Origin of the sequence: Sphingobium sp. CFD-1 (assembly GCF_024611115.1) — a bacterium.
GTDB lineage: Bacteria > Pseudomonadota > Alphaproteobacteria > Sphingomonadales > Sphingomonadaceae > Sphingobium > Sphingobium baderi_A.
This window is the reverse complement of record NZ_CP084399.1, coordinates 82,986-105,003: the sequence shown is the minus strand read 5'-3', so window position 1 is coordinate 105,003 and position 22,018 is coordinate 82,986. Positions and strand designations below refer to the sequence as shown.

The 22,018-nt window shown below is 65.0% G+C and carries 25 protein-coding genes and 3 pseudogenes; 18 read left to right on the top strand and 10 right to left on the bottom strand.

Translation table 11 applies throughout. From position 1 onward, the window contains the following. Positions 1-367: 367 nt before the first annotated feature. Complete coding sequence (locus LDB26_RS19905) at positions 368-775, top strand: single-stranded DNA-binding protein (protein ID WP_007688067.1); 408 nt, start codon at positions 368-370, stop codon at positions 773-775. A gap of 75 nt (positions 776-850) precedes the next feature. Here the strand turns inward: LDB26_RS19905 and LDB26_RS19900 are convergent, their stop codons facing one another. Next, a complete protein-coding gene (locus LDB26_RS19900; protein ID WP_007688066.1) occupies positions 851-1,285 on the bottom strand; it encodes a thermonuclease family protein in 435 nt (144 codons plus the stop codon). Between the two features lie 305 nt (positions 1,286-1,590). On the opposite strand from LDB26_RS19900, the gene LDB26_RS19895 reads away from it, so the two are divergent. After that, entirely contained in the window at positions 1,591-1,755 is a 165-nt protein-coding gene (locus LDB26_RS19895; RefSeq protein ID WP_007688065.1) for a hypothetical protein, read from the top strand. 107 nt (positions 1,756-1,862) lie between these two features. Next, positions 1,863-2,384, top strand: coding sequence for a hypothetical protein (locus tag LDB26_RS19890; protein WP_031295760.1), 522 nt, complete (start codon positions 1,863-1,865; stop codon positions 2,382-2,384). Between the two features lie 138 nt (positions 2,385-2,522). On the opposite strand, the gene LDB26_RS19885 is transcribed toward LDB26_RS19890, so the two are convergent. Next, the gene (locus LDB26_RS19885; protein WP_066564291.1) at positions 2,523-2,873 is read right to left on the bottom strand and encodes a hypothetical protein; all 351 of its coding nucleotides are present in this window, start codon (positions 2,871-2,873) and stop codon (positions 2,523-2,525) included. 259 nt (positions 2,874-3,132) lie between these two features. Between LDB26_RS19885 and LDB26_RS19880 the strand changes: the two genes are divergently transcribed. From LDB26_RS19880 to LDB26_RS19835, 10 genes are all read left to right on the top strand, one after another. After that, positions 3,133-3,525 (top strand): DUF3768 domain-containing protein, encoded by a 393-nt coding sequence (locus LDB26_RS19880; protein WP_007688057.1) that lies wholly within the window; start codon positions 3,133-3,135, stop codon positions 3,523-3,525. Between the two features lie 191 nt (positions 3,526-3,716). Then, positions 3,717-3,893: a hypothetical protein gene (locus LDB26_RS19875; RefSeq protein ID WP_013039042.1), complete on the top strand. Its 177-nt coding sequence runs from the start codon at positions 3,717-3,719 to the stop codon at positions 3,891-3,893. 12 nt (positions 3,894-3,905) lie between these two features. After that, positions 3,906-4,670 (top strand): ParA family protein, encoded by a 765-nt coding sequence (locus tag LDB26_RS19870; RefSeq protein WP_007688046.1) that lies wholly within the window; start codon positions 3,906-3,908, stop codon positions 4,668-4,670. After that, on the top strand, positions 4,670-5,617 hold the full coding sequence (locus tag LDB26_RS19865) for a ParB/RepB/Spo0J family partition protein (RefSeq protein ID WP_007688045.1): 948 nt from the start codon (positions 4,670-4,672) through the stop codon (positions 5,615-5,617). The genes LDB26_RS19870 and LDB26_RS19865 overlap by 1 nt, the downstream gene beginning before the upstream one ends. Positions 5,618-5,847: 230 nt before the next feature. Beyond that, positions 5,848-6,384 carry a plasmid mobilization relaxosome protein MobC gene (mobC, locus tag LDB26_RS19860; RefSeq protein WP_031295761.1) on the top strand — a complete coding sequence of 179 codons (537 nt, stop codon included), beginning with the start codon at positions 5,848-5,850 and terminating at the stop codon, positions 6,382-6,384. Next, complete coding sequence (locus LDB26_RS19855) at positions 6,377-7,498, top strand: relaxase/mobilization nuclease domain-containing protein (RefSeq protein ID WP_007688043.1); 1,122 nt, start codon at positions 6,377-6,379, stop codon at positions 7,496-7,498. The genes mobC and LDB26_RS19855 overlap by 8 nt, the downstream gene beginning before the upstream one ends. 168 nt (positions 7,499-7,666) lie before the next feature. Continuing rightward, positions 7,667-8,275 carry a DUF6088 family protein gene (locus LDB26_RS19850; RefSeq protein ID WP_007688042.1) on the top strand — a complete coding sequence of 203 codons (609 nt, stop codon included), beginning with the start codon at positions 7,667-7,669 and terminating at the stop codon, positions 8,273-8,275. Continuing rightward, on the top strand, positions 8,268-8,921 hold the full coding sequence (locus LDB26_RS19845; RefSeq protein WP_009823950.1) for a nucleotidyl transferase AbiEii/AbiGii toxin family protein: 654 nt from the start codon (positions 8,268-8,270) through the stop codon (positions 8,919-8,921). Before LDB26_RS19850 ends, LDB26_RS19845 begins: the two co-directional genes overlap by 8 nt. Next, positions 8,918-9,316 (top strand): nucleotidyl transferase AbiEii/AbiGii toxin family protein, encoded by a 399-nt coding sequence (locus tag LDB26_RS19840; RefSeq protein ID WP_009823951.1) that lies wholly within the window; start codon positions 8,918-8,920, stop codon positions 9,314-9,316. Before LDB26_RS19845 ends, LDB26_RS19840 begins: the two co-directional genes overlap by 4 nt. A 263-nt stretch (positions 9,317-9,579) precedes the next feature. After that, positions 9,580-9,783 (top strand): hypothetical protein, encoded by a 204-nt coding sequence (locus LDB26_RS19835; RefSeq protein WP_007683427.1) that lies wholly within the window; start codon positions 9,580-9,582, stop codon positions 9,781-9,783. Positions 9,784-9,831: 48 nt separating this feature from the next. Here the strand turns inward: LDB26_RS19835 and LDB26_RS19830 are convergent, their stop codons facing one another. The 4 genes and pseudogenes from LDB26_RS19830 to LDB26_RS19815 all read right to left on the bottom strand — a co-directional run bounded on the left by LDB26_RS19830 (position 9,832) and on the right by LDB26_RS19815 (position 11,766). Next, the gene (locus LDB26_RS19830) at positions 9,832-9,990 is read right to left on the bottom strand and encodes a hypothetical protein (protein ID WP_007683426.1); all 159 of its coding nucleotides are present in this window, start codon (positions 9,988-9,990) and stop codon (positions 9,832-9,834) included. 124 nt (positions 9,991-10,114) lie between these two features. Continuing rightward, positions 10,115-10,654: pseudogene (locus tag LDB26_RS19825) on the bottom strand (ATP-dependent helicase); the annotation flags it as partial. Between the two features lie 61 nt (positions 10,655-10,715). Further along, positions 10,716-10,889: pseudogene (locus tag LDB26_RS19820) on the bottom strand (autoinducer binding domain-containing protein); the annotation flags it as partial. Between the two features lie 115 nt (positions 10,890-11,004). Next, a complete protein-coding gene (locus LDB26_RS19815) occupies positions 11,005-11,766 on the bottom strand; it encodes a LuxR family transcriptional regulator (RefSeq protein WP_007683383.1) in 762 nt (253 codons plus the stop codon). A 221-nt stretch (positions 11,767-11,987) separates the two neighbouring features. Here LDB26_RS19815 and LDB26_RS19810 point away from each other — a divergent pair, with 221 nt between their 5' ends. Next, positions 11,988-12,557, top strand: coding sequence for a hypothetical protein (locus LDB26_RS19810; protein ID WP_013039076.1), 570 nt, complete (start codon positions 11,988-11,990; stop codon positions 12,555-12,557). 117 nt (positions 12,558-12,674) lie between these two features. On the opposite strand, the pseudogene LDB26_RS19805 reads toward LDB26_RS19810, so the two are convergent. After that, positions 12,675-13,346, bottom strand: a pseudogene (locus tag LDB26_RS19805) (isoprenylcysteine carboxylmethyltransferase family protein); the annotation flags it as partial. Then, positions 13,343-13,606: a DUF2933 domain-containing protein gene (locus LDB26_RS19800; protein ID WP_007683380.1), complete on the bottom strand. Its 264-nt coding sequence runs from the start codon at positions 13,604-13,606 to the stop codon at positions 13,343-13,345. The gene LDB26_RS19800 and the pseudogene LDB26_RS19805, both read right to left, overlap by 4 nt. 252 nt (positions 13,607-13,858) lie before the next feature. Here LDB26_RS19800 and LDB26_RS19795 point away from each other — a divergent pair, with 252 nt between their 5' ends. From LDB26_RS19795 to LDB26_RS19775, 4 genes are all read left to right on the top strand, one after another. Then, complete coding sequence (locus LDB26_RS19795) at positions 13,859-15,307, top strand: MBL fold/beta-CASP domain-containing RNA metallo-hydrolase (protein WP_013849921.1); 1,449 nt, start codon at positions 13,859-13,861, stop codon at positions 15,305-15,307. Next, entirely contained in the window at positions 15,304-16,842 is a 1,539-nt protein-coding gene (locus LDB26_RS19790) for a thymidine phosphorylase family protein (protein WP_007683378.1), read from the top strand. The genes LDB26_RS19795 and LDB26_RS19790 overlap by 4 nt, the downstream gene beginning before the upstream one ends. Continuing rightward, a complete protein-coding gene (locus tag LDB26_RS19785; RefSeq protein WP_009823969.1) occupies positions 16,839-17,747 on the top strand; it encodes a ribose-phosphate pyrophosphokinase in 909 nt (302 codons plus the stop codon). Before LDB26_RS19790 ends, LDB26_RS19785 begins: the two co-directional genes overlap by 4 nt. A 562-nt stretch (positions 17,748-18,309) precedes the next feature. Further along, the gene (locus tag LDB26_RS19775) at positions 18,310-18,945 is read left to right on the top strand and encodes a response regulator transcription factor (RefSeq protein ID WP_007683376.1); all 636 of its coding nucleotides are present in this window, start codon (positions 18,310-18,312) and stop codon (positions 18,943-18,945) included. A gap of 26 nt (positions 18,946-18,971) precedes the next feature. Here LDB26_RS19775 and cueR read toward each other — a convergent pair whose 3' ends face one another. Next, a complete protein-coding gene (gene cueR, locus LDB26_RS19770) occupies positions 18,972-19,370 on the bottom strand; it encodes a Cu(I)-responsive transcriptional regulator (RefSeq protein ID WP_004212744.1) in 399 nt (132 codons plus the stop codon). Next, positions 19,367-21,724: a heavy metal translocating P-type ATPase gene (locus tag LDB26_RS19765; protein WP_007683374.1), complete on the bottom strand. Its 2,358-nt coding sequence runs from the start codon at positions 21,722-21,724 to the stop codon at positions 19,367-19,369. The genes cueR and LDB26_RS19765 overlap by 4 nt, the downstream gene beginning before the upstream one ends. Positions 21,725-22,018 lie beyond the last annotated feature (294 nt).

The window sequence follows — 22,018 nt, the reverse complement described above, 5'->3', positions numbered from 1 at the left end:
CGAAGGATCTACAATCCCGTCCTGCGGCTCAAGGGACGGGCAGATAAGGCACGGGCGTAAGGTCCGCGAGATGCCGGACCGGCGTGCTCGGCAAAGCCGGCAATATCGGCGGTTTCGCTGGGTGGGCTCCGGTCATGGCCCAAGCGACGCACCGTCCTTCTCCTCATCTGACCCCTAAGCCGGCCGTCCGGCCCATCCAACCCGCAAGCCATCGGGCCGAGTTGCCGTGTGCCACGGCTGCCCGCACCACCCCTTGTCTCGGGGTTCCCCGGCGCTGCGCTGCCGGTGGATGGGCCGTCCTGTCCGCCTTGGCCGGGGATCAGTCGAAGGGACGGTCCCTTGGACCCACATCGAAGGAACTCAGGCCATGCAGAACCTCGTCATCCTCGCCGGCAATGTCGGTGGCACGCCGGAAACCCGCACCACCCAGGGCGGCACCCGCATTACCCATTTCAGCCTCGCCACCTCGCGCCCGAAGCGCGACAGCAACGGCAAGATCCTGCGCGACGACAACAATCGCCGCCTCGAGGACACCGAATGGCACCGGATCACCTGCTTCAACGGCGTCGGCAAGACGGTCGAGCAATATGTCGACAAGGGTATGAAGGTCATGGTCCGGGGCCGTATCCACTACACCCGCTGGACCGACAGCGAGAATATCGAACGCTACGGCGTCGAGATCATCGCCGACGAGGTGACCTTCCTCACCCGCGCCAAGTCCAACGAGAATAGCGGCGGCGGCAACGAGCCCGAAGACGATGAAATCCCCTTCTGAGCTCGGACAGGGCGGCCCGGCGGCATCGCCGCCGGGCCTCTTATCCTGTTCAGGCGCGGCATGGTCCCAAGCGGATCAGCGGGATCGGCATCGCCCCTTGGCATAGCGCTCCCAGCGCAGCACGGTGCCGGTCGCAATCATCGCGCAGCTGAGATCGCCGATGCCGGGCGCGTTGCACCAGGCGCCGGTCCGGTTGCCCTTGGCTTCGCCGGTCGAGACGCAGCGCATGGTGGGGCCAGCCACGCGAATATGCCCGGTGGATGTCTGGCCGCGCGGTCCGCCAAGCAGGCGCACCAACGCATCGCGGGCGGCCGGGCCACTTGCTCTCGGACAGGGCTGGCCGGGGCGGCAGCTGTTGTCGATCTCGCGCGCGGCAATGCCGGCGAGCCGCACATGGGCGCCCTCGCGGCACCAGATCGGGCCATCGCCATCCCAGACGCGCGTCGGTGTGCAGGCGAAGGTCTGATCATTGGGGACCACGGCGGCGGCAAGCAGGAGCGGGAACAGCATCCGGCGGGGCTAACCGACAAGCGGCGGCCTGTCATCCGGACCCGTTGGATGGAGCGGCAGGCAGGGCAAGGGGTGGGGCGCGACATCGGCGGGGACCTGGCCTCCTGGCCGGCGGGTTCGCCCGCTCTCAATCGGCGCGATCCTTGGTCCACCCGGTGACCTTTTGCGATCAACCCGCAAGGGGTCCGGTCGCTTCGCTACGGCTTTTTGGGCCTCCAGCCAAAAAAGTGATCGCGGCCACCGGCCGGACACATCGGGCGCCTGTCGAGCGGGACGAACCCGCCGGCGCGCAAAGGAGCCTCGACATGTTCACCGACATCGCAATCGCTCGCCGCCACGCCTTCAGCCTCTCGCGCAGCCTCATGATGGTCACCTTCGTCATCGCGATCGGGCAGCATTACGGGGTTATCACCGCCGAAGACGCCGACGGCAGCGTCGCCATCGTCACCGAATTCGATCCCTTTGCCTGACGGCTCGACCGGGAGCCGCTCGGCTCCCGGTTATTCCCCGCGCTTCGCTCGCGGCTTGCGCCGAAGACGAGAACCGATTGTTCAGATGCCGCGACTATGCTGCGATAATGACGATTGAGGCTGCGATAGCGAATGCCGGCGATGATGCCCTGTGGGCGCGCGTCACCCAGGAGGTGAACGCCTGGCGCGGTGCCTGTCTGCAATGCTTCGCCGCGGTGGAGGTGGCCGTTACCGAGACTTTGCTGCATCTGAGCGCTCAGCCGGGACGAGGACAGTCGGTGAAGCTACGGCATTTGGTCGGGCAACGGCTCGATGACCTTGCTGCACTCGTCAATGAGGGCGGCCCCTTTTCCGTGGAGGGAAAGGGTGTCGCGAGCCTGCTGGCGGAATTTCGGCACCAGGAAGGGCTGCGCACGATGCTCGCCCATGGCCAGGCGAAGCTGACAGTCGAACGGACCAGTCGATGGGCCGCCATCTTTCGTGTGATCGCGATCCGGGCACGGCAGGCTGATCGTTCGACGCTCGTGATCGAAGAGAACGAGGCGGCGGAGAGGCTTCAGCAGCTCCGTAAGGTATCGCAGAAATTGTGTTCTGCACTTGGCAATCTGCGACGGGCGGTTGCCGTCTGAAAGTCGGATTTCTCTGCATCTATGCGCTGAGAATGGCGGCTCCGGCGCGGCCGGACCGGGCTCTAGGCTTCGCCCTGAGCCTTGTGCCAAGTCTCAGCCCATTCGGGTGACGATCCCTGCCGTGACTGCTCGCACTTCTCAACCCTGCGCGCAAACTATGGCCCGGCCGGTCGCGCCGCGCGCTGGAGGGCAGTTGGCCAGGCCCGCACGCAGGTGCTCATCGTGCAGCAATATGTGCCAGGGACGGTCATGGCCCCGCGCCGCGAGATAATAGGCCGCGCCGTCGCAGCCGACCATGCGGCATCGGGCCTGCCGGTCGATGAGGCTGGCGCCTGCTCCATGGAGCCCGATCAGGGCATCGACATCCTCGCGCATCAACGCACCGCAGCGGCGGCATTGCGATCGGACGAGGATCTGGCGCAGCCGCATCGCCTGGAGTGACGCGGTCCAGGCCGGGGCAAGGCGGAAGAGAGTGGCGCTGCTCGTCATGATGGGCGGAGGATAGCGCCGGGCTCTCCGCGGAGCCAGAGAATCAGGACACCGCGATCATCTCTTCGCGATCCCGCCCGCCAAGACCTTCCTCCTGTCGGCTTGCCTGGCCGGCGCGCGCGCCCGCGCAAGCCCGCTTTGCGGGCTTCTCCACTGCCGTTGCGACCCTGCCGGTGCGCGGCCGCGCTCTGCCGCCGGCCCTTGGCACGCCTGTCGGAAGGCCCCGGCGGGCGGGGCCGGACAGATCAGGAGCGTTCTCATGTCCCAATCCTCCCCGAATGCGATGAGCCAGGCCGAGCGGATCGCCCGCGTCGCCGAACTCAATGACGCGCTTCGCCGGTCCATCCATAGCCCGGGCCGCAACCAGATCGTGATGACTGCGGGCGTTGCGGCGCTGATCGGCGACGTCGCCCTGTTCCGCGGCTTTCGCCGCCGCGCGGAGATCCTCCGGATCGTGCGCGACTATGACAGCTTCACGCCCGACAACGATCCGATCGACGAGCATGATTTCGGCCGCTTCGAGTTCGAGGATGCGATCCTCTACTGGAAGATCGACTATTACGATCTCGAGCTCGCCTATGGCTCGCCGGATGCCGCGAACCCCGAGGTCACGACGCGCGTGCTCACTATCCTGCTGGCCGACGAATATTGATCCGGCGCAGCCATCCCCCCGACCGGGGGGATGGCCCGCATAGTCTGCTTGAGCAGACTATGCGGGCAACGGACGCCGCATCCGCAAATGCGGGAGGGGGGGGCGCGGGTCCGAGATGTCGCGCGATTGCGCGTGGCCGGCGCCAGTGGCGCCGTTCGCTTGCCCGTTCACTGGCTCCAAGGAGACTTATCATGGCCGCATATTTCGCCGCGCATCCCGATCACGCGTTTCTCTTCGCGTTCGGCTGCTTCGCCCTCACCGTCTATCTGTTCCGCTATGTCGGTCCCGGCATTGGGGGTGGCGGCGACTGGTCCTCGCGCGATCATTATGAGCGCAACCTGCGCGATGGTCCTGACGACTATTGCTGAGGTGCCGCGGTCATGAAGACGATCGTCGTCAGCCTGCTCAAGGGCGGGGTCGGCAAGACCTTCCTCGCCAGTCATCTCGCCTGGTATCTTGCTGAACCGCCTGAGCGCCGCGTCGCCTTCGTCGATCTCGACCCGCAGGGCAGCTCGACGCGGCGCCTGGGCGCCGAGCGGCAAGGCGGATTTTCCGCCGACCTGTTCGATCCTGCCGCTGCCCTGTGCGCCGACGGGCAGGCCGGGCTAACCGTGCTCGGTGCCGATCCCCGTCTCCAGATGGTCAAGGCGGCGCAGGATGTGCGCGACTTCATCGGCCGCTTCCCGGCGCTCCGCCCGCATTTCGACTATTGCGTTATCGATACCGGTCCCAAGTGGGACGAGCTCACCTTGAGCGCGATGGCGGTCGCCGATGCCGTGATCGCGCCGGTGCAGGTTGCCGAGGATTCGGTCGAATGCGCCAAGATGCTGCTGACCGCGCTGCGCAAGGCCGAGGCCGCGCGCGCCGGCCGCAAGATCGCTTTCCTCGGGCTCCTCCCCTCGATGGTCAATCCGTTCGACCGGCGCGAGATGGAGAATGCGGTGAAGCTGGCGCATGCGGTCGGCGAGAAGCTCATGTTCCCGGCCTTCATCAAGGCGCGGCCGACCTACAAGCATGCCGCGGAAAATCATCGTCCGGTATGGCAGGAGACCGGCAGCGGCGCCAAGGCGGCGGCCGAGGAGATCCGCGCGGTGCTCGCCGAGATCGAGGGGCGCATGACAAGCCAGGAGGTCGCGGCCGCCTGATGGGCAAGTTCGACGAGCGCATCGAGGAGTTCGGACTTCTTGTCGGCGACCATGAACGGGCGCGCCGGGTCGAGGATATCGAACTTGCGCGCATCCTGCCCGACCCCGGCAATCCCCGGCGCAGCTTCGACGATGACGCGCTCGCCGAGCTGGCCGCCTCGATCGCGTCGCGCGGCGTGCTGCAGCCGATCACGGTTACGCCGCCCGACGCGAACGGCATGCACCGGATACGTCTGGGCGAGCGCCGCTTCCGCGCATCGCAGCTGGCGGGCCTTGCCACGATCCCCGCGATCGTCGTGCCGGTCGGCGAGGGAGTGCAACTGCTGGCCGACCAGATCGTCGAGAACGACCAGCGCGCCAATCTGTCGTCGGTCGAGCTCGCCCATGCGATCGCCCGGATGCTGAAGGGCGGGATGAACCAGGTCGAGATCGCGGCGGCACTCGGCCGATCCAAGCAGTTCGTCTCGCTCTATGCCGCCTATGGCGACATGCCGGCCTATCTCAAGGCGGCCCTGCCGTTTGCGCCTATTCGCCTTCTCTATGATCTGCACCGGACGGCGAGGGACTACCCTGCCGAGGTCGAGGCCTATGTCGCCAGCTGGGGCGACGCCGGCGCAACGCTCGCCGCAGGATCGCGCTTCATCGCCGAACTCAAGCAGACGCACCCGGCGCCGGTCCCTCCGCGGGCGCCTGTGGCACAGCCATTGGCCCCCACCGACCGCGATCCGGTTCGATCGGGCCTCACGGACAAACCCTCCGCGCCGATCCGATCTCCTAGACTACCGGTCTTGGTCGACGGCTTCCCTGCGTGGCTCCCGCTGGCGCCTTTGGTCACGGTGATTTTCGAGGATGGCCGCGAGCGTGAAGTCGCTGCCTCGTCGATCGGTCCGACCGGCGAGAGAAGCGAGGCCTTGCCAACAACTGACCCGCCTCCTCCGCGTTCGTAGTTTATCTTGCACGATGGTTTGGGCCGTACCCTTCGGGGTGCGGCCCTTTTCGTGTCGATGGGCGGGGGCAGCGCCGAAGGCGCCGCCCCTTGCTGCGGACGATCGGTGTTCGAGAGGGGTTCGCTGGCCGAAGAACAATAGTCTGCCCAAGCAGACTATAAGATGAGTTGAGTAAAGGTAAGGGCCGGATAGGCTTGGCGCCGGGGATGTATGACAATAGCGTTGGGGACATGCCCGTCCTCACCTTTCGGCTCGACGATGATGTCGCCCAGCGTTTCGCCGCGCTCGCGGCGGTATCGGGCGGCCGCTCGGCGCTGCTGCGCCGCTTGATCGGTGACGCCTTGGCCATGGAGGCGGGGGAGGGGCATCAGGCGCCGCGCGCCCGCCAGCGCGCAACCTGCCGGGTCGAGGTTCGGCTGATCCCGGAAGAGATCGCCGCGCTCGACCGCGCGGCGGATGTGCTGGGGATGAAGCGTACCGACTGGATCACCACGTTGCTGGCGCGGCGCTTGCGCGCAAACGCGCCCTTGCCGCGCGAGGAGCGGGCGGCCGTCGCGCAGGCGTGGCGCGAGCTCAATCGGATCGGGATCAACCTCAACCAGGCGACCCGCGCGCTCAACGCCTCGGTGATGGTCGAATCCGGCCTCGACGTCGCGCGGGAAGCGGCCAGGGTCGCAAGCTTTAGGTCCGAGATCGTCGATGCGCTCGCCGGTCTCGGGGCCGCGCTCAAGGGCGATCTTCGCTACTGGGACATGGCCGATGCGTGAGGAGGAGGGGGTTCTCCCGCTTCCCAGCCTGATGGAGGCCTGGCGGCCGCCGGCAGGCGGCAAGCGGACCCTGCGCGGCGCCTATGTTCGGATCAAACCGGGCGGAAGCGGGGGCGGGGCCGCCCGGCCGATGTCGATGGGCCAGGCCGAGGCGCGCGCCAAGCTCGAGCGGATCGTGCGCAAGGCGCCCGAGGTGATGGTGAAGGTCTCCGGCAAGCAATATGGCGCTCATCATGTCGCCGAGCATTTCGGCTATGTGGCGCGCCACGGGAAGCTCGCCGTCCGATCGAGCGAGGGCGAGATTATCACCGAGCCGGATCGGCTCAAGGCGATCGCTCAGGACTGGGCGATGCTCGACGAGGCCATGAACGAACATGGCCGGGAACGGCCGACGTCGATGTCGCTGGTGCTGTCGATGCCCGGGGGATCGACCGACGCCGAGACGCTCCATGATGCGGCGCAGGCATTCGCGCGAATCCTGTTCGAGGGGAACCATGCCTATATGCTGGCGCTCCATACCGACACCGATCATCCCCACGTCCATCTGACGGTGGCGACCGAAGGGGCGGACGGAACCCGCTTCAATCCGCGCAAGGCGGATCTCCATCATATGCGTGAGACCTTCGCGCATGAGCTGCGCGCGCGCGGTGTCGCGGCGGAAGCGACACCCCGGCGGGCGCGCGGTCATGTCCAGAAGCGCGTGCGGTCAGCCGCGCTCCATCTCGATGCCCGGCTTGGGGCCGAGGGGCGCAGGCTCAATCTCGCGCAGCTCAACGAACTGCGGGCGCAAAGCTTCGTGCGTGCGGCCGACCAGGAGCGCCGGCCGGAAGATGTCATGGCGCTGGCGCGCCAGAAGCAGATCCGCGGCGCCTATGCCGAGGCCGCCGTCGCGCTCGCCGCCACCGGAAAACCGGAAGATCGGGCCTTGGGGCAGGAAATCGCCGGCTTTCTGGCGGCGATGCCGCCGGCGGTGTCGCGGCGGCTCGCGCGCGCACGGGAGATACTGCAATCCGAACGGCCGCCGCAGGAGCGCCGAAACGAGCCGGAGGGCGTTTCGCCGCCCACAGGTGCGGACGAGGGGCGGCCACCGCCTCACCGGGATCGGGAACGATGATGGCCGGCGCTCCCGCGGGCGGCTTGCCTACCTTGCCTGTGTGGCCTTGGCATCCTATCTGGATGCGATGCCAAAATATCTTGGAAAATAGCGAATTTAGGCGCTGATACGCGCTTCTAGCTTGTTAGAAAAAAGCGTGTTATTATCTAACAGATAGGAGCACAGCCAGTGTCTGCGGTAGCCGATCGGATCATGAAGCGCGTGCGCGGCAAGGGCCGCGGCTGGGTGTTCACGCCCAAGAGCTTCGTCGACTTCGGGACGCGTGGGTCGGTCGACATGGCGCTGTCGCGCCTCGTGACCGCCGGCGACATCCGGCGCATCGGCCGGGGTCTTTATGACTATCCGCGCCAGCATGACAAGCTCGGTGCGCTCAGTCCCGATCCCGCCAATGTCGCCAAGGCCCTCTCGACGCAGAGCGGGGACAAGCTCGCACCGTCGGGCGCGGCGGCGGCGAACAGGCTCGGGCTATCGACCCAGGTTCCCGCCCGGGCCAGCTATGCCACGACCGGCCGCACCCGGGTCAGGCAAGCGGGCGGGCGCAGCCTGACGCTCAAGCACAGCCGCGCACCGGTGCTCGACAATGCGCCGGACTCGGTCAACGCGGTCGTGCAGGCGCTCGCGCATCTGGGGAAGGACAATATCGATAGCGACAAGATCCGGCACTTCGCCGCCCGCCTCGATGATCGCGACATGCGGATGCTCGCCCAGGCCAGGGCCGAGATGCCCGGATGGATGGGCGACGTCGTCTTAAAGATCGGCGCCGCCCGCAATGGATGAGTTCGCACGCAGACCAGCCGAGGATCGGCGCGCCTTTATCGATGAAGCGGCGGCGCGGCGGGATCTGACGCCGATCATCATCGAGAAGGATTTCTGGGTCTGCTGGACGCTACGCCGCCTCGTCATGTGTCCCGACCTCGCCGGTCACATGACCTTCAAGGGCGGGACCTCGCTGTCGAAAGCCTATGGGATCATCGCGCGCTTCTCCGAAGATATCGACCTCACCATCAGCCGCGCGGCGCCGCTGCTCAGCGAAGTCGCCTCGCCGATGGACAGCGACATTACCGGCAAGGAGCGCGAGCGCCGGACCAAGGCGCTCAAGGCGGCGGCACAGGCTTATGTCGCCACGGTCGCCATGCCGATCCTGGCGCGCGAAATCGAAGTCGCTCTCGGCACGGCCGAGGGCTGGAGCCTGGCGCTCGATCCCGACGACAAGGACCAGCAGACGCTGCTCTTCGTCTATCCGCGCACCTCGGGTTACGGGCTCGCCTATGGCGAGAATTACGGCGGCGCGGATGAAAGCGGTTACATCAAGCCGCGCATCAAGCTGGAATTTGGCGCCCGCGGCGACACGGAACCGTTCGCGCTTCGACCGATCTTGCCTATCTGGCCGAAGACTTTCCCGAGGAACTGCCGGATCCGGTGACCGAGGTGCCGACGCTGGCCGTTGCGCGGACCTTCTGGGAAAAGGTCACGATCCTTCATGCGCTCCATCATAACGGCAAGCTGCGCGAGGGCATGTCGCGCCATTATTATGACGTGCTGATGCTCGACCAGGCGGGCATCACGAACGAGGCGATGGGGCGGATCGATCTGCTCGAGCAGGTCGTGCACAACAAGAGCCTGATGTTCGCGGACAGGTCGGCCTCCTATGACACCGCCGTGGTTGGAACGCTGCGCCTGTCGCCCGATGGCGCGACTTGGGAGAAGCTTGAGCGGGACTATGGCGCGATGTCGGAGATGTTCATGGCCGCGCCGCCGAAATTCGAGGCGTTGATGAAGGGTCTGGCGGCGATCGAGGGGACGATCAACGGGCGTTGATGCCGGAGACCGCGAATGAGCAAGTAATCTAAGTATTTGAAATAGAACGATAAAAGACTGATAATATTTCTTATGTTAAATCAGTGCCAGCATCGCACAAGCGAGTGGCGGCTCACGCACCGAAGTCTGGCGTCAAAAGCCGAAGGCGCACCGAAAAGCTGCTCGGGCTGCCGAAACCCGACAGGTTGGCAACCAGCTGGGTTTCGTGCCTGCACAAAGATGGGCTAAATGCGGGACCAATGGAATCGAGCGAGGGAACTTGCATGATCACCGCCAAGCACATCCCTTGGGAGCCGATCGGCACTTTGCCGGAAGACCGGAAAGACGGCCGTCGCTTGCTGCTCTGGGAGGTTGACCTCCCTGTGATCGGGCGATGGGATAGCGACCGTGAGGGCTGGGAAAATCCCGAAAGCATGCATATCCTGGAAGAAGTCATCTACTGGGCCGACATCACCCCACCCGTGTGATGAGTGGATAGGAAGGGGTTACTTATCGGTATCCGCAGTTCGACTGATTCAATAGTGCGCCAGCGTCCGGCCGATGCCGATCCGTCTGAACGGCGGCTTGGTCTTAAAGATATCGATGAGATCGAAAGCGCCGAGCGCGAAAGCCGCGATGTCGTTGCCGGCCTTCAGGACGATGAGCTCGCCGGCATTGTGTCTCTTCGCGATCATGCTGTTGTTGGGATGAGAGGTGCTGTCTCCCGCGGCGGCTCCGCTTCGAGCCAAGAGAAAATCTGGCTAAGATCGTGGTCCGTTTAGGCAGCGATCGTCACCATCGGTGGTGCCTCTCCCTTGGTCATGGCGCGGCCCCGCCCGCGGGATCTGCTGGAAGCGGGATCACATTGGCCTCGCCGAACAAAGCTGTCACCTTCGCCATCGCGAGCTCGCTTAGAATCTGGGTGAACAACAGCGCCAATCGGCGCTTCGGTCTGGAGCACGCGACGTAGAACAGGTTGCGATTGCTCTCGAAGGATTCGACCTTGTCTGCCGGGGGGCCTGGGTCGAGCCGTTCCAGCATCTGCGCGAAATTATACTTGTTCCAGCCACGGCCGACGATGACGAGCACGTTCTCGAACTCCGCACCCTTCACGCCGTGCTTGGTGGCGAAGGGCGTGTGACCATCGATGAACGCATCCACCGCCATCAGCTCGGTGTAGGCGACGTCCCGTAGCCTTCGCAGCTGGGCGATCCTCCGAGACTCGCCTTCGACCGGTTCGGGTCCGGCGTCGGCCAAGCGTTGCTCGCGGTCCAGCACCGCCTCGGGCAGATGCATGTGAGCCTGGCCTTTGATGAGGTCGATGACGGCGCCGATCGTGCCGGTCGCTCGCAATTGGATAGGCTTCTGCCAGGATCGAGCGATCGGCGGCCGTCAGAGAGATGATCGACTGAACCGCCGACCAGGCAAAGCCCACATTGGTGCGATGGCTGGCGCGGTGGATCGGGTCGCTCGCATAGAGGCGTCTCGCCTGGAAGCGCTCCACCCAGTCTTGCGGATAGTCGACGATGTGGACCGAGCGAACCGCAGGCTTCAGGTCGACATGATGGACCAGGGCATAGTGCCGAAAGCCCATGGCCTTCGTGATTTCGGCCATCAGGTCAGACAAGGCCGTAGCGTCCTTGATCGCGCCAGCGACAGCGCAGAAATCCTGAACTTGCCCAAGCCCGATCATCATATGGCCGGCGAGATCAGAGCAGCGCTTCCATGTTGAGATGACCATCGCGAACCGCGCGCAGCACCAGCTGCGTGCGTCGTCGCACGCCATAACGCCTGCGGGCCGATTCAACATATTCGTGCACGGTATCGCGGCTGAGGCCGAGGATCTGGCCGATCTCCCAGTCGCTTTTGCCTTGCGCGACGAGCGCGATGCATTCGACCTGGCGAGGACTGAGAGGGACGCAGGCCAATGGCCCTGCCCTTTCGCCAAGCAGCTCGCGCGCCCGATCATAAGCGACCGAGCCGAGCAGACGGGCGGTCAGAACCTCTTCTGCACTCAGCGGCTCGTCGCGTGATCGGGCCGCAGTGAAGATCGCCTCGGGCTCGCCCGGGGTCCGGATCGGCAAACTGTAGCCCGATGCAAGGTCATGATCCCGGGCGCGGTCAAGGATGCCTCGCTGGCGCGGCGTGAGCTCCAGCACGTCGCCGACACGGTCCCAGGCCAGTCCAGAGGGCGTACGTGCGCAGGCCGCATGGATGGGATCTTCGAGATAATGGCGCTCTTCGAGCACTTCCTCGAGCCAGGCCGACGGATAGGTTGTGAGGAACAGGCTTTGCTCGTCGCCGCGCCGAAGGTCGATATTGTGAAGCAGCGTGAACCAGCGGAAGCCAAGATCGCGCACGGCGGCATCGATCGTGCCATGCAGATCGCCAAGGGTTTCAGCACGCTGACAGTCCGTCGCAAAGCGCGTGAGATCATCAAGGCGGCCGCAGTCTTTTATCCTGTTCGCCATAGGCGACGGAAGCTCGTTCGCGAGGAGACGGCTCGTCCACACCTAAGCGGCGAGCGCCATGATTATCAGGATGAGTTGAGAACGATTCGCAACAATCTACGATTAGAATGGATCGCCTATGACACTTTATCCGCCGGCAAAGTGTCATAGCTGACAACCCGTCTGTGGCCGCCGATTTGGGATTCACATTGATCCTGCTTTGTGCTTGATTCCATCATGTTATGTTTCATGCAGGCAAGCCTCTTGAACCCTCCATTGGCTGTGATGTCGCGGCCGTGCTCGAGACGCTGGCGACCGTATCGAGCCGGCCCCGTTATGCCTTCATGCTGCTCAACCTGATCGCCCAGGTGGCGGGGCCAGATGGAAGCGCCGGTCCCTGGGTCAGGCGGAACGATGGGCTCGTTTCCCTGCGCGATTGGCTATGCGACGCATTGACCCCGATGGCCCAGCGTGGTCCGCGCAGCATTACGCTGGCCGAGCGGGTCGAGAGCGACCTCGCTAGAAACGGACTGCTCCCCGGCGATCCGGAGAAAAGGCGCGGCGTGATCGCGGAGGAAATGCGGGCACGCATTCGCACAGCCGGCAAGAGTAATCTCAGTCGCGCCGTTTCCGAACTGGTGAATGCAGGCCTGCTCCGCCGACATTATCAGGGCTATCGCGTCGACCATCGGAACCGTGGCGGCCAGCGCCACGCCGTCTATACCTTGATCGGCGATGCTCTGCGTCTAGTGCCGGGCATCAGCTCCACACCGAATCTGCCCGTGCAAGGCGAACTTGCCCTCCCAAGATGATTGCGCAGTCGAACCGGGATTGCTGCAGTAGTGTGCTGTGAGGTCGGGTAACGATGTCCGAATAATAAGGCCAGTCAGAACGTCAGCATTGACCTTGCCGGCAATTACATCAGCCATTCCCGTCAAGGATCGCCATGGCCTTCTTCGACGCGAATGGATTGTCAGATTCGGAATGAAGCCGGGCACGCGAGCCATATAATCGCGGTAAACCTCGCCGAAGTTGGCTAGCGCCTCCTTTTCCTCATGCCGAGCCAGCCGAATATACATCACGACGAGCACCGGAAACATAGCAAGGGTCAAAAGGGTCGGCCATTGTAGCAAAAAGCCGAGCATGACGAGAATGAAGCCGACATATTGCGGGTGCCGGATCCGGGCATAAATCCCAGTAAGGGCCAATTGGTGTTTGCGCTGACTCAAGTGAAGGGCCGTCCATGCAACCGAGATCAGCCAGTAACCCACGCCGATCAGCACAAAGCTGGCGATGTGGAATGGACCGTAATGGGGATTAACTCGCCAGCCGAACATCATCTCCAGGAGATGTCCAGCATCGTGGCTCCACCAGTCGACAGCGGGGAAATACGACTGGAGCCACCCCGAAAGCACGAAGATCGTGAGCGGGAAGCCATACATTTCCGCGAAGAGCGCTATGATGAAAGCGCTGAACGCCCCCAAACTGCGCCAGTCTCGTTTAGTTGCCGGCTTGAAGAAGCTGAACGCAAAGAGGATGAAAACGGCGGCGTTAACCAGCGCGAGCCCCCACAGACCATAGCCATAGTCGGCGTGCGTCATCGCGACTCTCCTTCGATGCGGCCGTTGGGATTGGCCGGTAAGCCGGCGGGTGCCTGACCGGGCTCATGGCCATGCTGATGCCCACCATGGCCGCGGTGCATGAACAGGTGCATGAGCGGGCAGGCGAGCAGGATGAGATAGGGCAGCACACCCAGGAAGTGCGCGGTATGCTCGGTGAGGAGGAAGAAGCTAGCGACGAGCAGGAAGCCGATCAGAACGATCTTGCCGCGCTTGCGCATGCGATGGTCATGTTCGCCCATATGCCGTCCTCTTCTGGTCAACGTCCGGGCAGCATAGGCTCGAGTCCAAGGAGCAAGGTATAAGTAGAGACCGAAGTCCCCCGGGCATCGCGCAGGCATGGGTAAGGCGATCGATGGGATCGGCCATCGGCGTTCGGGCGACGCAGCTGTCGGGGAGCAGCAGTCGTGCTGCGGATTTTGCGTATAGGCGTGCGGCGTCCGCGAACCAATGCTGCGCTCACGAACATAATCGTGAGAGGCAGGCCCGCGTCCATGCAAAAGAGAAAGAAACGGCACCATTCCCGCGTGACCATCTTCGAGCGTGAAGCAAGGATCGATCTGGCCAAGCGCCCGGCCGATGGTCTCGGCGTTGCCTTTCTCGGCGCATCGGGAACGGTCACAGGGTCGCGTTATCTGGTGGACGATGGTGAAACTCAGATCGTGGTCGATTCCGGCCTGTTTCAGGGACCCAGGGATCTGCGCCGCCTTAATTGGGCATCGATCCCACCCGAAGTCGCGGATGTCGGCCAGGTGCTGCTGACCCACGCCCATCTCGATCACTCGGGCGCACTACCGCGCATGGCGCGCCTGGGCTGGGACGGGACCGTCCTTGCCACGCGGGCGACCGCGGCCCTGTGCGAGCTCCTTCTTCCCGACAGCGGCCATCTGCAGGAAAAGGATGCGGAGTTCGCCAACCAGCACGGCTTCTCCAGGCACCAGCCGGCGCTGCCCCTCTACACCCAGGCCGACGCGCGTCTGGCATTGCAGCTCTTCCGCCCGATCGAGTTCGGAGCGTGGCATGCAGTCACGGACGGCATCAGGGTGCGCTACCATCGCGCCGGCCACATCCTCGGCGCGGCGTCGATCGAGATCGACTGGAAGGGGCGGACAATCCTCTTCTCAGGCGATATCGGCCGTTACGGCGATGCGGTGATGAAGGATCCCGAGCCGCCCGCGCGCGCCGACTATGTCCTGGTGGAATCGACCTATGGCGATCGGCGCCACGAGCAGGTCGATCCGACAAAGACGCTTGGAGATCATGTCGAGCGATGCGTCGAGAGAGGCGGGACGGTGGTGATCCCGGCCTTCGCCGTGGGACGGGTTCAGTCGCTTCTCTATCATTTCTCGCGTCTGCGCGCGCAGGGACGCCTCCGCGACATCCCGATCTTCCTCGACAGCCCGATGGCGATCAACGCGAGCGGGCTGATGTGCGATTTCATGGACGAGCATCGCCTGGCTCGCGCCGAGTGCGAAGCGGCGTGCAGCGTCGCGCACTATGTGCGCGAAGTGGAGGAATCCAAGGAACTCACCGCCAACCCCACCCCCAAGGTCATCATCTCGGCCAGTGGAATGGCAACGGGCGGCCGCGTGCTCCACCATCTCAAGCGCTTCGCGCCGGATGGGAAGAACCTCATCCTCTTCTCGGGCTTCCAGGCGGCGGGCACCCGCGGCGCCGCCATGATCGGCGGCGCCCGGACGATCAAGATCCACGGCGAGTATATCCCGGTCGAAGCCGAGGTCGCCAACCTGACGATGCTCTCGGCGCATGCCGACAGCGACGAACTCATGCGCTGGCTCGGGTCGCTGCACGAGGCCCCGCGCCACGTCTATGTCACCCATGGCGAGCCGACCGGCGCCCAGGTCCTGGCGAAGCGTGTCTCGGAGGAACTGGGTTGGGCATGCAGCGTACCGGCGCTGGGTAGCTGGGGCATGCTCGCGTGAAGCCCGGGATCATCGAGGACGCCGAAGCAGAGCCTGTCGCGACGACGCTGCGGGCACGCCGCATCGGCCTGTCGGCTGCCGGAAGCGATCTGATCGCGGTCATGCGCCACGACTGTCCCGTCTGCCGCTCGGAAGGTCTTGCGTCCCGCGCGCAGGTCGCGCTGCGCGCCGGCGGGCGGGAAATCGTCGTCTCGCTGCTGCACAGCTCCGCGGAGACTCCAGCGCCCGGCGAGATCGGCCTCTCCGAATCCGCATGGCAGCGGCTCGGCGTCAGCGATGGCGATCCGGTCGAGATCGCGCACGCCCAGCCTCTCGCCTCGCTCGCCGAAGTGCGTCGGCGCATCTATGGCAATCGTCTCAGTGACGGGGCTTTTTCAGCGATCATCACCGACATCGCCGAGCGACGCTATAGCGATGTCCATCTCTCGGCGTTCGTCACGGCCTGCTCAGCGGTCCCGCTCGATACGGACGAAACGATCAGCCTGACCAGGGCGATGGTCGATGTCGGCGAGCGATTGCAGTGGCCCGGAACGGTCATCGTCGACAAGCATAGCGTCGGTGGCTTGCCGGGCAATCGCACCACGCCGATCATCGTCTCGATCATGGCCGCGGAGGGCCTGATCATGCCCAAGACATCGTCGCGGGCGATCACCTCACCGGCCGGCACGGCGGACACGATGGAGGTGCTGGCACCTGTCGACCTCGACGTTTCCGCAATCCGCAAGGTGGTCGAGCGCGAAGGCGGCTGCATCGCCTGGGGCGGCGCCGTCAACCTCAGCCCTGCCGACGATGTGATCATCGGCGTGGAACGGGTGCTCGATATCGATGCCGTCGGGCAGATGGTCGCCTCGGTGCTGTCCAAGAAAATCGCGGCCGGTGCGACCCATCTGGTCATCGACATCCCGGTCGGGCCGACCGCCAAGGTACGCGGCGCCGATGCCGCCGACACGCTCGAGCGGGCGCTGAGCTCTGTCGCCCAAGCCTTCGGGCTTCGCACGCGCGTGATGCGCGGCCCCGGCGCCGAGCCGATCGGACGGGGCATCGGTCCGGCGCTCGAGGCGCAGGATATCCTTGCCGTGCTCCAGGGGCAGCCGGGCGCCGAGGATCTCGCCCACCGGGCCTGCGAGCTGGCGGGAGGACTGCTTGAGCTCGCGGACGCAGCCCCGGCCCGCGAAGGTTATGCGCGTGCGCGGGCGTGCCTCGAAAGCGGCCGGGCCTGGGCCAAGTTCCAACGTATCTGCGAAGCGCAGGGCGGCATGCGGGCTCCACCGGTCGCCCGGTTCCAACAGGATATGATCGCTCCCTATAGCGGCCGCCTGGTGAGTATCGACAATCGCAAGCTCGCGACGGTCGCGAAGCTTGCCGGCGCGCCGATGGCCAAGGCCGCCGGCGTCGCGCTGCAGTGTCGGCTGAACCAGATGGTGGATGCCGGGGCTCCCTTGTGTAGCATTCATGCCGAGAGCCCGGGCGAGCTCGACTATGCGGCGGCCTATGCGGTGAGCGACGGGCCGATCTTCGGGATTGAAGCGCTATGAACCGTCCCGTGCTGTTCGCGCTGTCTGGCAGCGAGGCCCTGGCACAGCCGCTATCCGCCGCGCTCGATGCAGAGGTCGGCACGATCGAGCATCGTCAGTTTCCTGACGGGGAAACCTATCTCAGGGTCGGAAACGACGTCAGCGACCGCGAGGTCATCCTGCTGTCCAGTCTCGATCATCCGGACGCCAAGCTGTTGCCGCTGCTGTTCGCAGCCGACACCGCGCGCGATCTTGGCGCTCGCAGGATCGGGCTCGTCGCCCCTTACCTCGCTTACATGCGCCAGGACATACGCTTCCATGCCGGCGAGGCGGTGACGTCGCGAACCTTTGCTGCGATCCTGTCTCGCCATCTCGACTGGCTGGTGACGGTCGATCCGCATCTCCATCGCTACCATGAATTGTCGGAAATCTACCGCATCCCAACCCAGGTTGTTCATGCCGCGCCGTTTTTGGCCTCGTGGATCAAGCGCAATGTCGCTCGCCCGCTGATCATCGGTCCGGACCTGGAAAGCGAACAGTGGGTCTCGCAGGTGGCGGCCGATGCCGATGCTCCGTTTCTCGTGTGCGAGAAAATCCGATCCGGCGACCGTCACGTCACCATCTCGATTCCGAATGCCCCAGCGTTTCTCGATCGCCAGCCGGTGCTGGTCGACGATATCGCCTCATCCGGTCGGACCCTCACCGAGGCGGCGCGCCAACTGGTCGGCATGGGGTTCGCGCGACCGGATTGCGTGGTCGTGCATCCGCTTTTTGCCGGCGATGCAGCGCAGGTTCTGGGTGGGCTTGTCGAAAGGATCGTCAGCACGAACGCGGTTGCACATGCGTCGAATGATATAGACGTCATGCCAGCGATCGCGGAGGCCGTTCGCCACCGGATTGAATGGCGTGCTGCGCGTCAGTTCTAAGACGGAAATGAACGCCCGGCAAACGCTGTGCGCGTCCTCATCCATTGACCCTAAACGAGTCCGAACCAATCTCCTGAGATCTCCCTTTCGGAGAAAATCGCGGCAGGGAAGGAGGATATGTCGTGTCGCACACACGCTCGTTCATCGATCCCCTCGACGTTGCTGGGCACCTGAAGCTTGAGCCCGAAGTAAAGCGCGCCACCCTGCTATCCTGGGCGTCCGATCGCGCAGCCGTCAAGGGCCAACCCGCCCCCCTCGCCCGCCGGGCGCCAGTAACCCGCTGCCGGTCGACGATGTGATGGAAGCGTAGCGATGGCTCGATCGCGCCGAGGGCGGCGCGGGCAACTCGCATGCATCGTCCGGAGCAGAGACCCGGCAATGAGCCGCAGCGACCGCGGCATTGGTGTGAGCGGAGTAGCCGAACCCTCACAGTTTCGCTGTCCTTCGCCGTTTTGCCTCGCCAAATTTTTACTCTTGACCTGGGACCATAGTCCAACGTGCAGAGAAGTATCCCTTGAAGCGCTGCCCTCGCGGCACTGCGTATTGATCGATCTCGGGGGCTATGGGGAACAAGCGCGTCGTGCATATCGTCGATGACGAAGAGACAATACGAAAAGCACTAAGTTTCACGTTGCGGACCGCAGGGTTTGCCGTAGAAGCCTACGCTTCGGGGCCGGAGTTTCTGTTGAGCGCAGAGGACGCCGAGAAAGGCTGCGTGGTTCTCGACATGCACATGCCCGACATGGACGGCCTGCAGGTTCAGGCGGAGCTGACGCGACGCGGTATCGACATGCCCGTCGTGGTGCTGACGGGCAATGGCGATCCTACGCTCGCCGTACAGGCGATGAAGGCGGGCGCTGCCGACTTTCTCGCCAAACCGGTCGAGAAGGCCGCATTGCTCGGCGCGATCGACCGCGGCTTCAGCTGGCTTGAGAGTATAGCCCGTCGTGCCTCCGAACAGGCCGACGCTCTTTCGAAAGCCGCGAGACTGACGCAGCGCGAACGGGCCGTTCTGAGAGGAATTTCGCGAGGCTATCCAAATAGCCTTATCGCAGATGAACTCGGCGTCACGTCGCGCACGGTCGAGCTGCATCGGGCCAGTCTGATGATCAAACTCAACGCGCAAAGCCTGCCCGACCTGTTGCGGATCGCTTTCGCCGTCGACCTGCACGAATCGACCGAAAACGGGCACCCCTAAAATTCTCGGCCGTGCGATGCCGGATGCTATGCGGATCGGGCCGCGGCCAGTTCGGCGATGATCGGACAATCCGGCCGCTCGTCGCCTTGGCAGCGCTCGGCCAGGTCGATTAGCGTGTCGCGCAGCGCCGTCAACGCCTCGGCTTTGCGCTGAAACTCATCGGCGCGGGCAAGGGCAAGCCGCTTCACCTCCGCGCTGGCACGGCCGGTATTGGCCCAAAGGCTGAGCAACGTGCGGATCTCCTCGATCGGGAAGCCGAGATCGCGGGCATTGGCGATAAACCGGAGGCGATGGAGGTCGCGCTCGCCATAGTCACGATAGCCAGCACCCCGACGCGCCGGCGCCGGGATGAGGCCGATCTTTTCATAATGGCGGATCATCCGCTCAGAGACGCCGCTCTGCCGTGACGTCTCGCCGATGTTCACAGTGCTTTCCGGTTGAGGCGCAGCGCGTTGGTGACCACGCTCACCGAAGAGAGCGCCATCGCCGCCGCCGCGATAATGGGCGAGAGCAGAATACCGAACAGCGGATAGAGCGCACCCGCCGCTACGGGCACGCCCGCGACATTGTAGATGAAGGCGAAGACGAGATTCTGGCGGATGTTCGACATGGTCGCTTGGCTGAGCCGCCGCGCCCGGACGATGCCAGTCAGGTCGCCCTTGAGCAGCGTGACGCCAGCGCTCTCGATCGCGACGTCGGTGCCGGAACCCATGGCGATGCCGACGTCGGCGGCGGCCAACGCGGGGGCGTCGTTGACACCGTCGCCGGCCATGGCGACGACCCGCCCCTCGCGCTTGAACCTGGCGACCACGGCGCTCTTCTGATCGGGCAGCACCTCGGCTTCGACCTCGTCGATGCCCAGGCGTCGGGCGACCGCTTCCGCGGTCGTGCGGTTGTCGCCGGTCAGCATGACCACGCGAATGCCCTCCGCCTTGAGCGCGGCGAGCGCTTCTGGTGTCGTGGCCTTCACCGGATCGGCGATCGCGAAGGCGCCGCCGACTGTGCCGTCGACCCCGATGAAGATCGCGGTGGCGCCATCCCGGCGCAGCGCGTCGGCCTGGCTGGCGAGCGCATCGGTCGCAACCCCTTCGTCGGCAAGGAACTGCGCATTGCCGAGGACGATGCGCCGCCCTTCGACCGTGCCGAGCGCGCCGCGCCCGGTCGGCGAGTCGAAGTCGATGACGTCGCTCGTGACGATGCCGCGATCCTTCGCGGCCTCGACGATTGCCAACGCGAGCGGATGCTCGGACGCCCGCTCGACCGAGGCGGCAAGACGCAGCAGCTCGGCTTCGTCGAAGCCGGGCGCCGGCACGACCTGGGTGACGGCAGGCCGGCCTTCGGTCAGCGTGCCTGTCTTGTCGACGACGAGAGTGTCGACCTTCTCCATATGCTCGAGTGCTTCGGCATTTTTGATGAGGACACCGAGCCCGGCGCCGCGGCCGACCCCGACCATGATCGACATCGGCGTTGCCAGCCCCAGTGCGCAGGGACAGGCGATGATCAGCACGGCGACCGCCGCCACCAGCCCATAGGCGAAGCGCGGCTCGGGACCCCAGATGCCCCAGGCGATGAACGCGACGGCCGCGACCGCGATGACCACGGGCACAAACCAGCCCGACACCTGATCGGCCATGCGCTGGATCGGCGCGCGCGAGCGCTGCGCCTCAGCGACCATCTGGACGATGCGTGCGAGCATGGTATCGCGGCCGACCTTGTCGGCGACGATCACCAGCGCACCGGTCTGGTTGAGCGTGCCGCCGATCACTGTGTCGGCCTTTGCCTTGGTGACGGGCATGGATTCGCCGGTGACCATCGACTCGTCGAGCGAGGAGCGGCCGTCCTCGACTACGCCGTCGACCGGCACCTTCTCGCCCGGCCGCACCCGCAGGCGGTCGCCCACCGCAACCAGATCAAGGCTGATTTCCTCTTCGTTCCCATCAGAACCGATCCGGCGCGCGGTCTTTGGTGCAAGGTTGAGCAGCGCCTTGATCGCGCCCGAGGTGCGTTCCCGCGCGCGCAGTTCGAGCATCTGGCCGAGCAGCACGAGGACGGTGATCACCGCGGCCGCCTCGAAATAGACGGCAACCATGCCGTCCTCGCCGCGGAAGGCCGGCGGGAACAGCTGAGGCGCGAGCGTCGCGATGACGCTGTAGATCCAGGCGACCCCGGTCCCCATCGCGATCAGGGTGAACATGTTGAAGTTGCGGGTCTTGAGCGAGGCCCAGCCACGCTCGAAGAACGGCCAGCCCGCCCACAGCACGACGGGTGTCGCCAGCACGAACTGGATCCATACCGAGATAGACATCGGCACGAGGCGATGGATCGCGGGAAAGACATGCGCGCCCATCTCGAGGATCAGCACCGGGAGAGCCAGCACGAGGCCGACCCAGAAGCGCCGCGTGAAATCGACTAGCTCGTGGCTGGGGCCGCTGTCGGCGGTCACGGTCGCGGGTTCGAGCGCCATGCCGCAGATCGGACAGGACCCGGGATGGTCCTGGCGGATCTCGGGATGCATCGGGCAGGTCCAGATCGTGCCTTCGGGCGCCGCGACCGGCGGCGTCGGCGGGCCGAGATAGCGCTCGGGATCGGCGATGAATTTGGTCCGGCAGCCCGCGCTGCAGAAATGATAGCTTTCACCGCTATGCTCGGCGTGATGCGCCGTGGTCGCCGGGTCGACGGTCATGCCGCAGACCGGGTCCTTGACGCCGGTCGCCGCTTTAGCGGTGCCGTGGCCGCCGCAGCAACCGCCGCCATGCGCCGCTCCATGTGTCTCGTTCATCGCCTCGCTCCTTTCGACGCCTGACGATCTAGGGTCTGACACCGTGTCAGGGTCAATACGTAATCGCCTAAGTGGCCAAATCGGCGGGCCCGTTCGCTTGGCCGCCATCAGGCCGGGGAGCACGCCGTCGGCATTGGGCTGGGTATCGTCGATGCCATCGAGCCGCTGCACGGTCAGGCGGAAGGCGAGCCGCATGAGACCCGTGCTGGCGGCCATAATCGGCGATTACCAGGCGCCAATCCGGGCGCAGCATGGCAAGCATGGCGGCACGCCACCGCTTCTCCCGCGCCCACA

Coding starts and splice junctions, on each gene's coding strand:
- mobC (WP_031295761.1), top strand. CDS start 5,848: ATGCCCGTCCTCACCTTTCGGCTCGACGATGATGTCGCCCAGCGTTTC.
- LDB26_RS19765 (WP_007683374.1), bottom strand. CDS start 21,724: ATGAACGAGACACATGGAGCGGCGCATGGCGGCGGTTGCTGCGGCGGC.
- LDB26_RS19865 (WP_007688045.1), top strand. CDS start 4,670: ATGGGCAAGTTCGACGAGCGCATCGAGGAGTTCGGACTTCTTGTCGGC.
- LDB26_RS19885 (WP_066564291.1), bottom strand. CDS start 2,873: ATGACGAGCAGCGCCACTCTCTTCCGCCTTGCCCCGGCCTGGACCGCG.
- LDB26_RS19845 (WP_009823950.1), top strand. CDS start 8,268: ATGGATGAGTTCGCACGCAGACCAGCCGAGGATCGGCGCGCCTTTATC.
- LDB26_RS19855 (WP_007688043.1), top strand. CDS start 6,377: ATGCGTGAGGAGGAGGGGGTTCTCCCGCTTCCCAGCCTGATGGAGGCC.
- LDB26_RS19870 (WP_007688046.1), top strand. CDS start 3,906: ATGAAGACGATCGTCGTCAGCCTGCTCAAGGGCGGGGTCGGCAAGACC.
- LDB26_RS19905 (WP_007688067.1), top strand. CDS start 368: ATGCAGAACCTCGTCATCCTCGCCGGCAATGTCGGTGGCACGCCGGAA.
- LDB26_RS19875 (WP_013039042.1), top strand. CDS start 3,717: ATGGCCGCATATTTCGCCGCGCATCCCGATCACGCGTTTCTCTTCGCG.
- LDB26_RS19795 (WP_013849921.1), top strand. CDS start 13,859: ATGCAAAAGAGAAAGAAACGGCACCATTCCCGCGTGACCATCTTCGAG.
- LDB26_RS19900 (WP_007688066.1), bottom strand. CDS start 1,285: ATGCTGTTCCCGCTCCTGCTTGCCGCCGCCGTGGTCCCCAATGATCAG.
- LDB26_RS19835 (WP_007683427.1), top strand. CDS start 9,580: ATGATCACCGCCAAGCACATCCCTTGGGAGCCGATCGGCACTTTGCCG.
- LDB26_RS19800 (WP_007683380.1), bottom strand. CDS start 13,606: ATGGGCGAACATGACCATCGCATGCGCAAGCGCGGCAAGATCGTTCTG.
- LDB26_RS19810 (WP_013039076.1), top strand. CDS start 11,988: ATGTTTCATGCAGGCAAGCCTCTTGAACCCTCCATTGGCTGTGATGTC.
- LDB26_RS19785 (WP_009823969.1), top strand. CDS start 16,839: ATGAACCGTCCCGTGCTGTTCGCGCTGTCTGGCAGCGAGGCCCTGGCA.
- LDB26_RS19830 (WP_007683426.1), bottom strand. CDS start 9,990: ATGATCGCGAAGAGACACAATGCCGGCGAGCTCATCGTCCTGAAGGCC.
- LDB26_RS19895 (WP_007688065.1), top strand. CDS start 1,591: ATGTTCACCGACATCGCAATCGCTCGCCGCCACGCCTTCAGCCTCTCG.
- LDB26_RS19890 (WP_031295760.1), top strand. CDS start 1,863: ATGACGATTGAGGCTGCGATAGCGAATGCCGGCGATGATGCCCTGTGG.
- LDB26_RS19775 (WP_007683376.1), top strand. CDS start 18,310: ATGGGGAACAAGCGCGTCGTGCATATCGTCGATGACGAAGAGACAATA.
- LDB26_RS19880 (WP_007688057.1), top strand. CDS start 3,133: ATGTCCCAATCCTCCCCGAATGCGATGAGCCAGGCCGAGCGGATCGCC.
- LDB26_RS19815 (WP_007683383.1), bottom strand. CDS start 11,766: ATGGCGAACAGGATAAAAGACTGCGGCCGCCTTGATGATCTCACGCGC.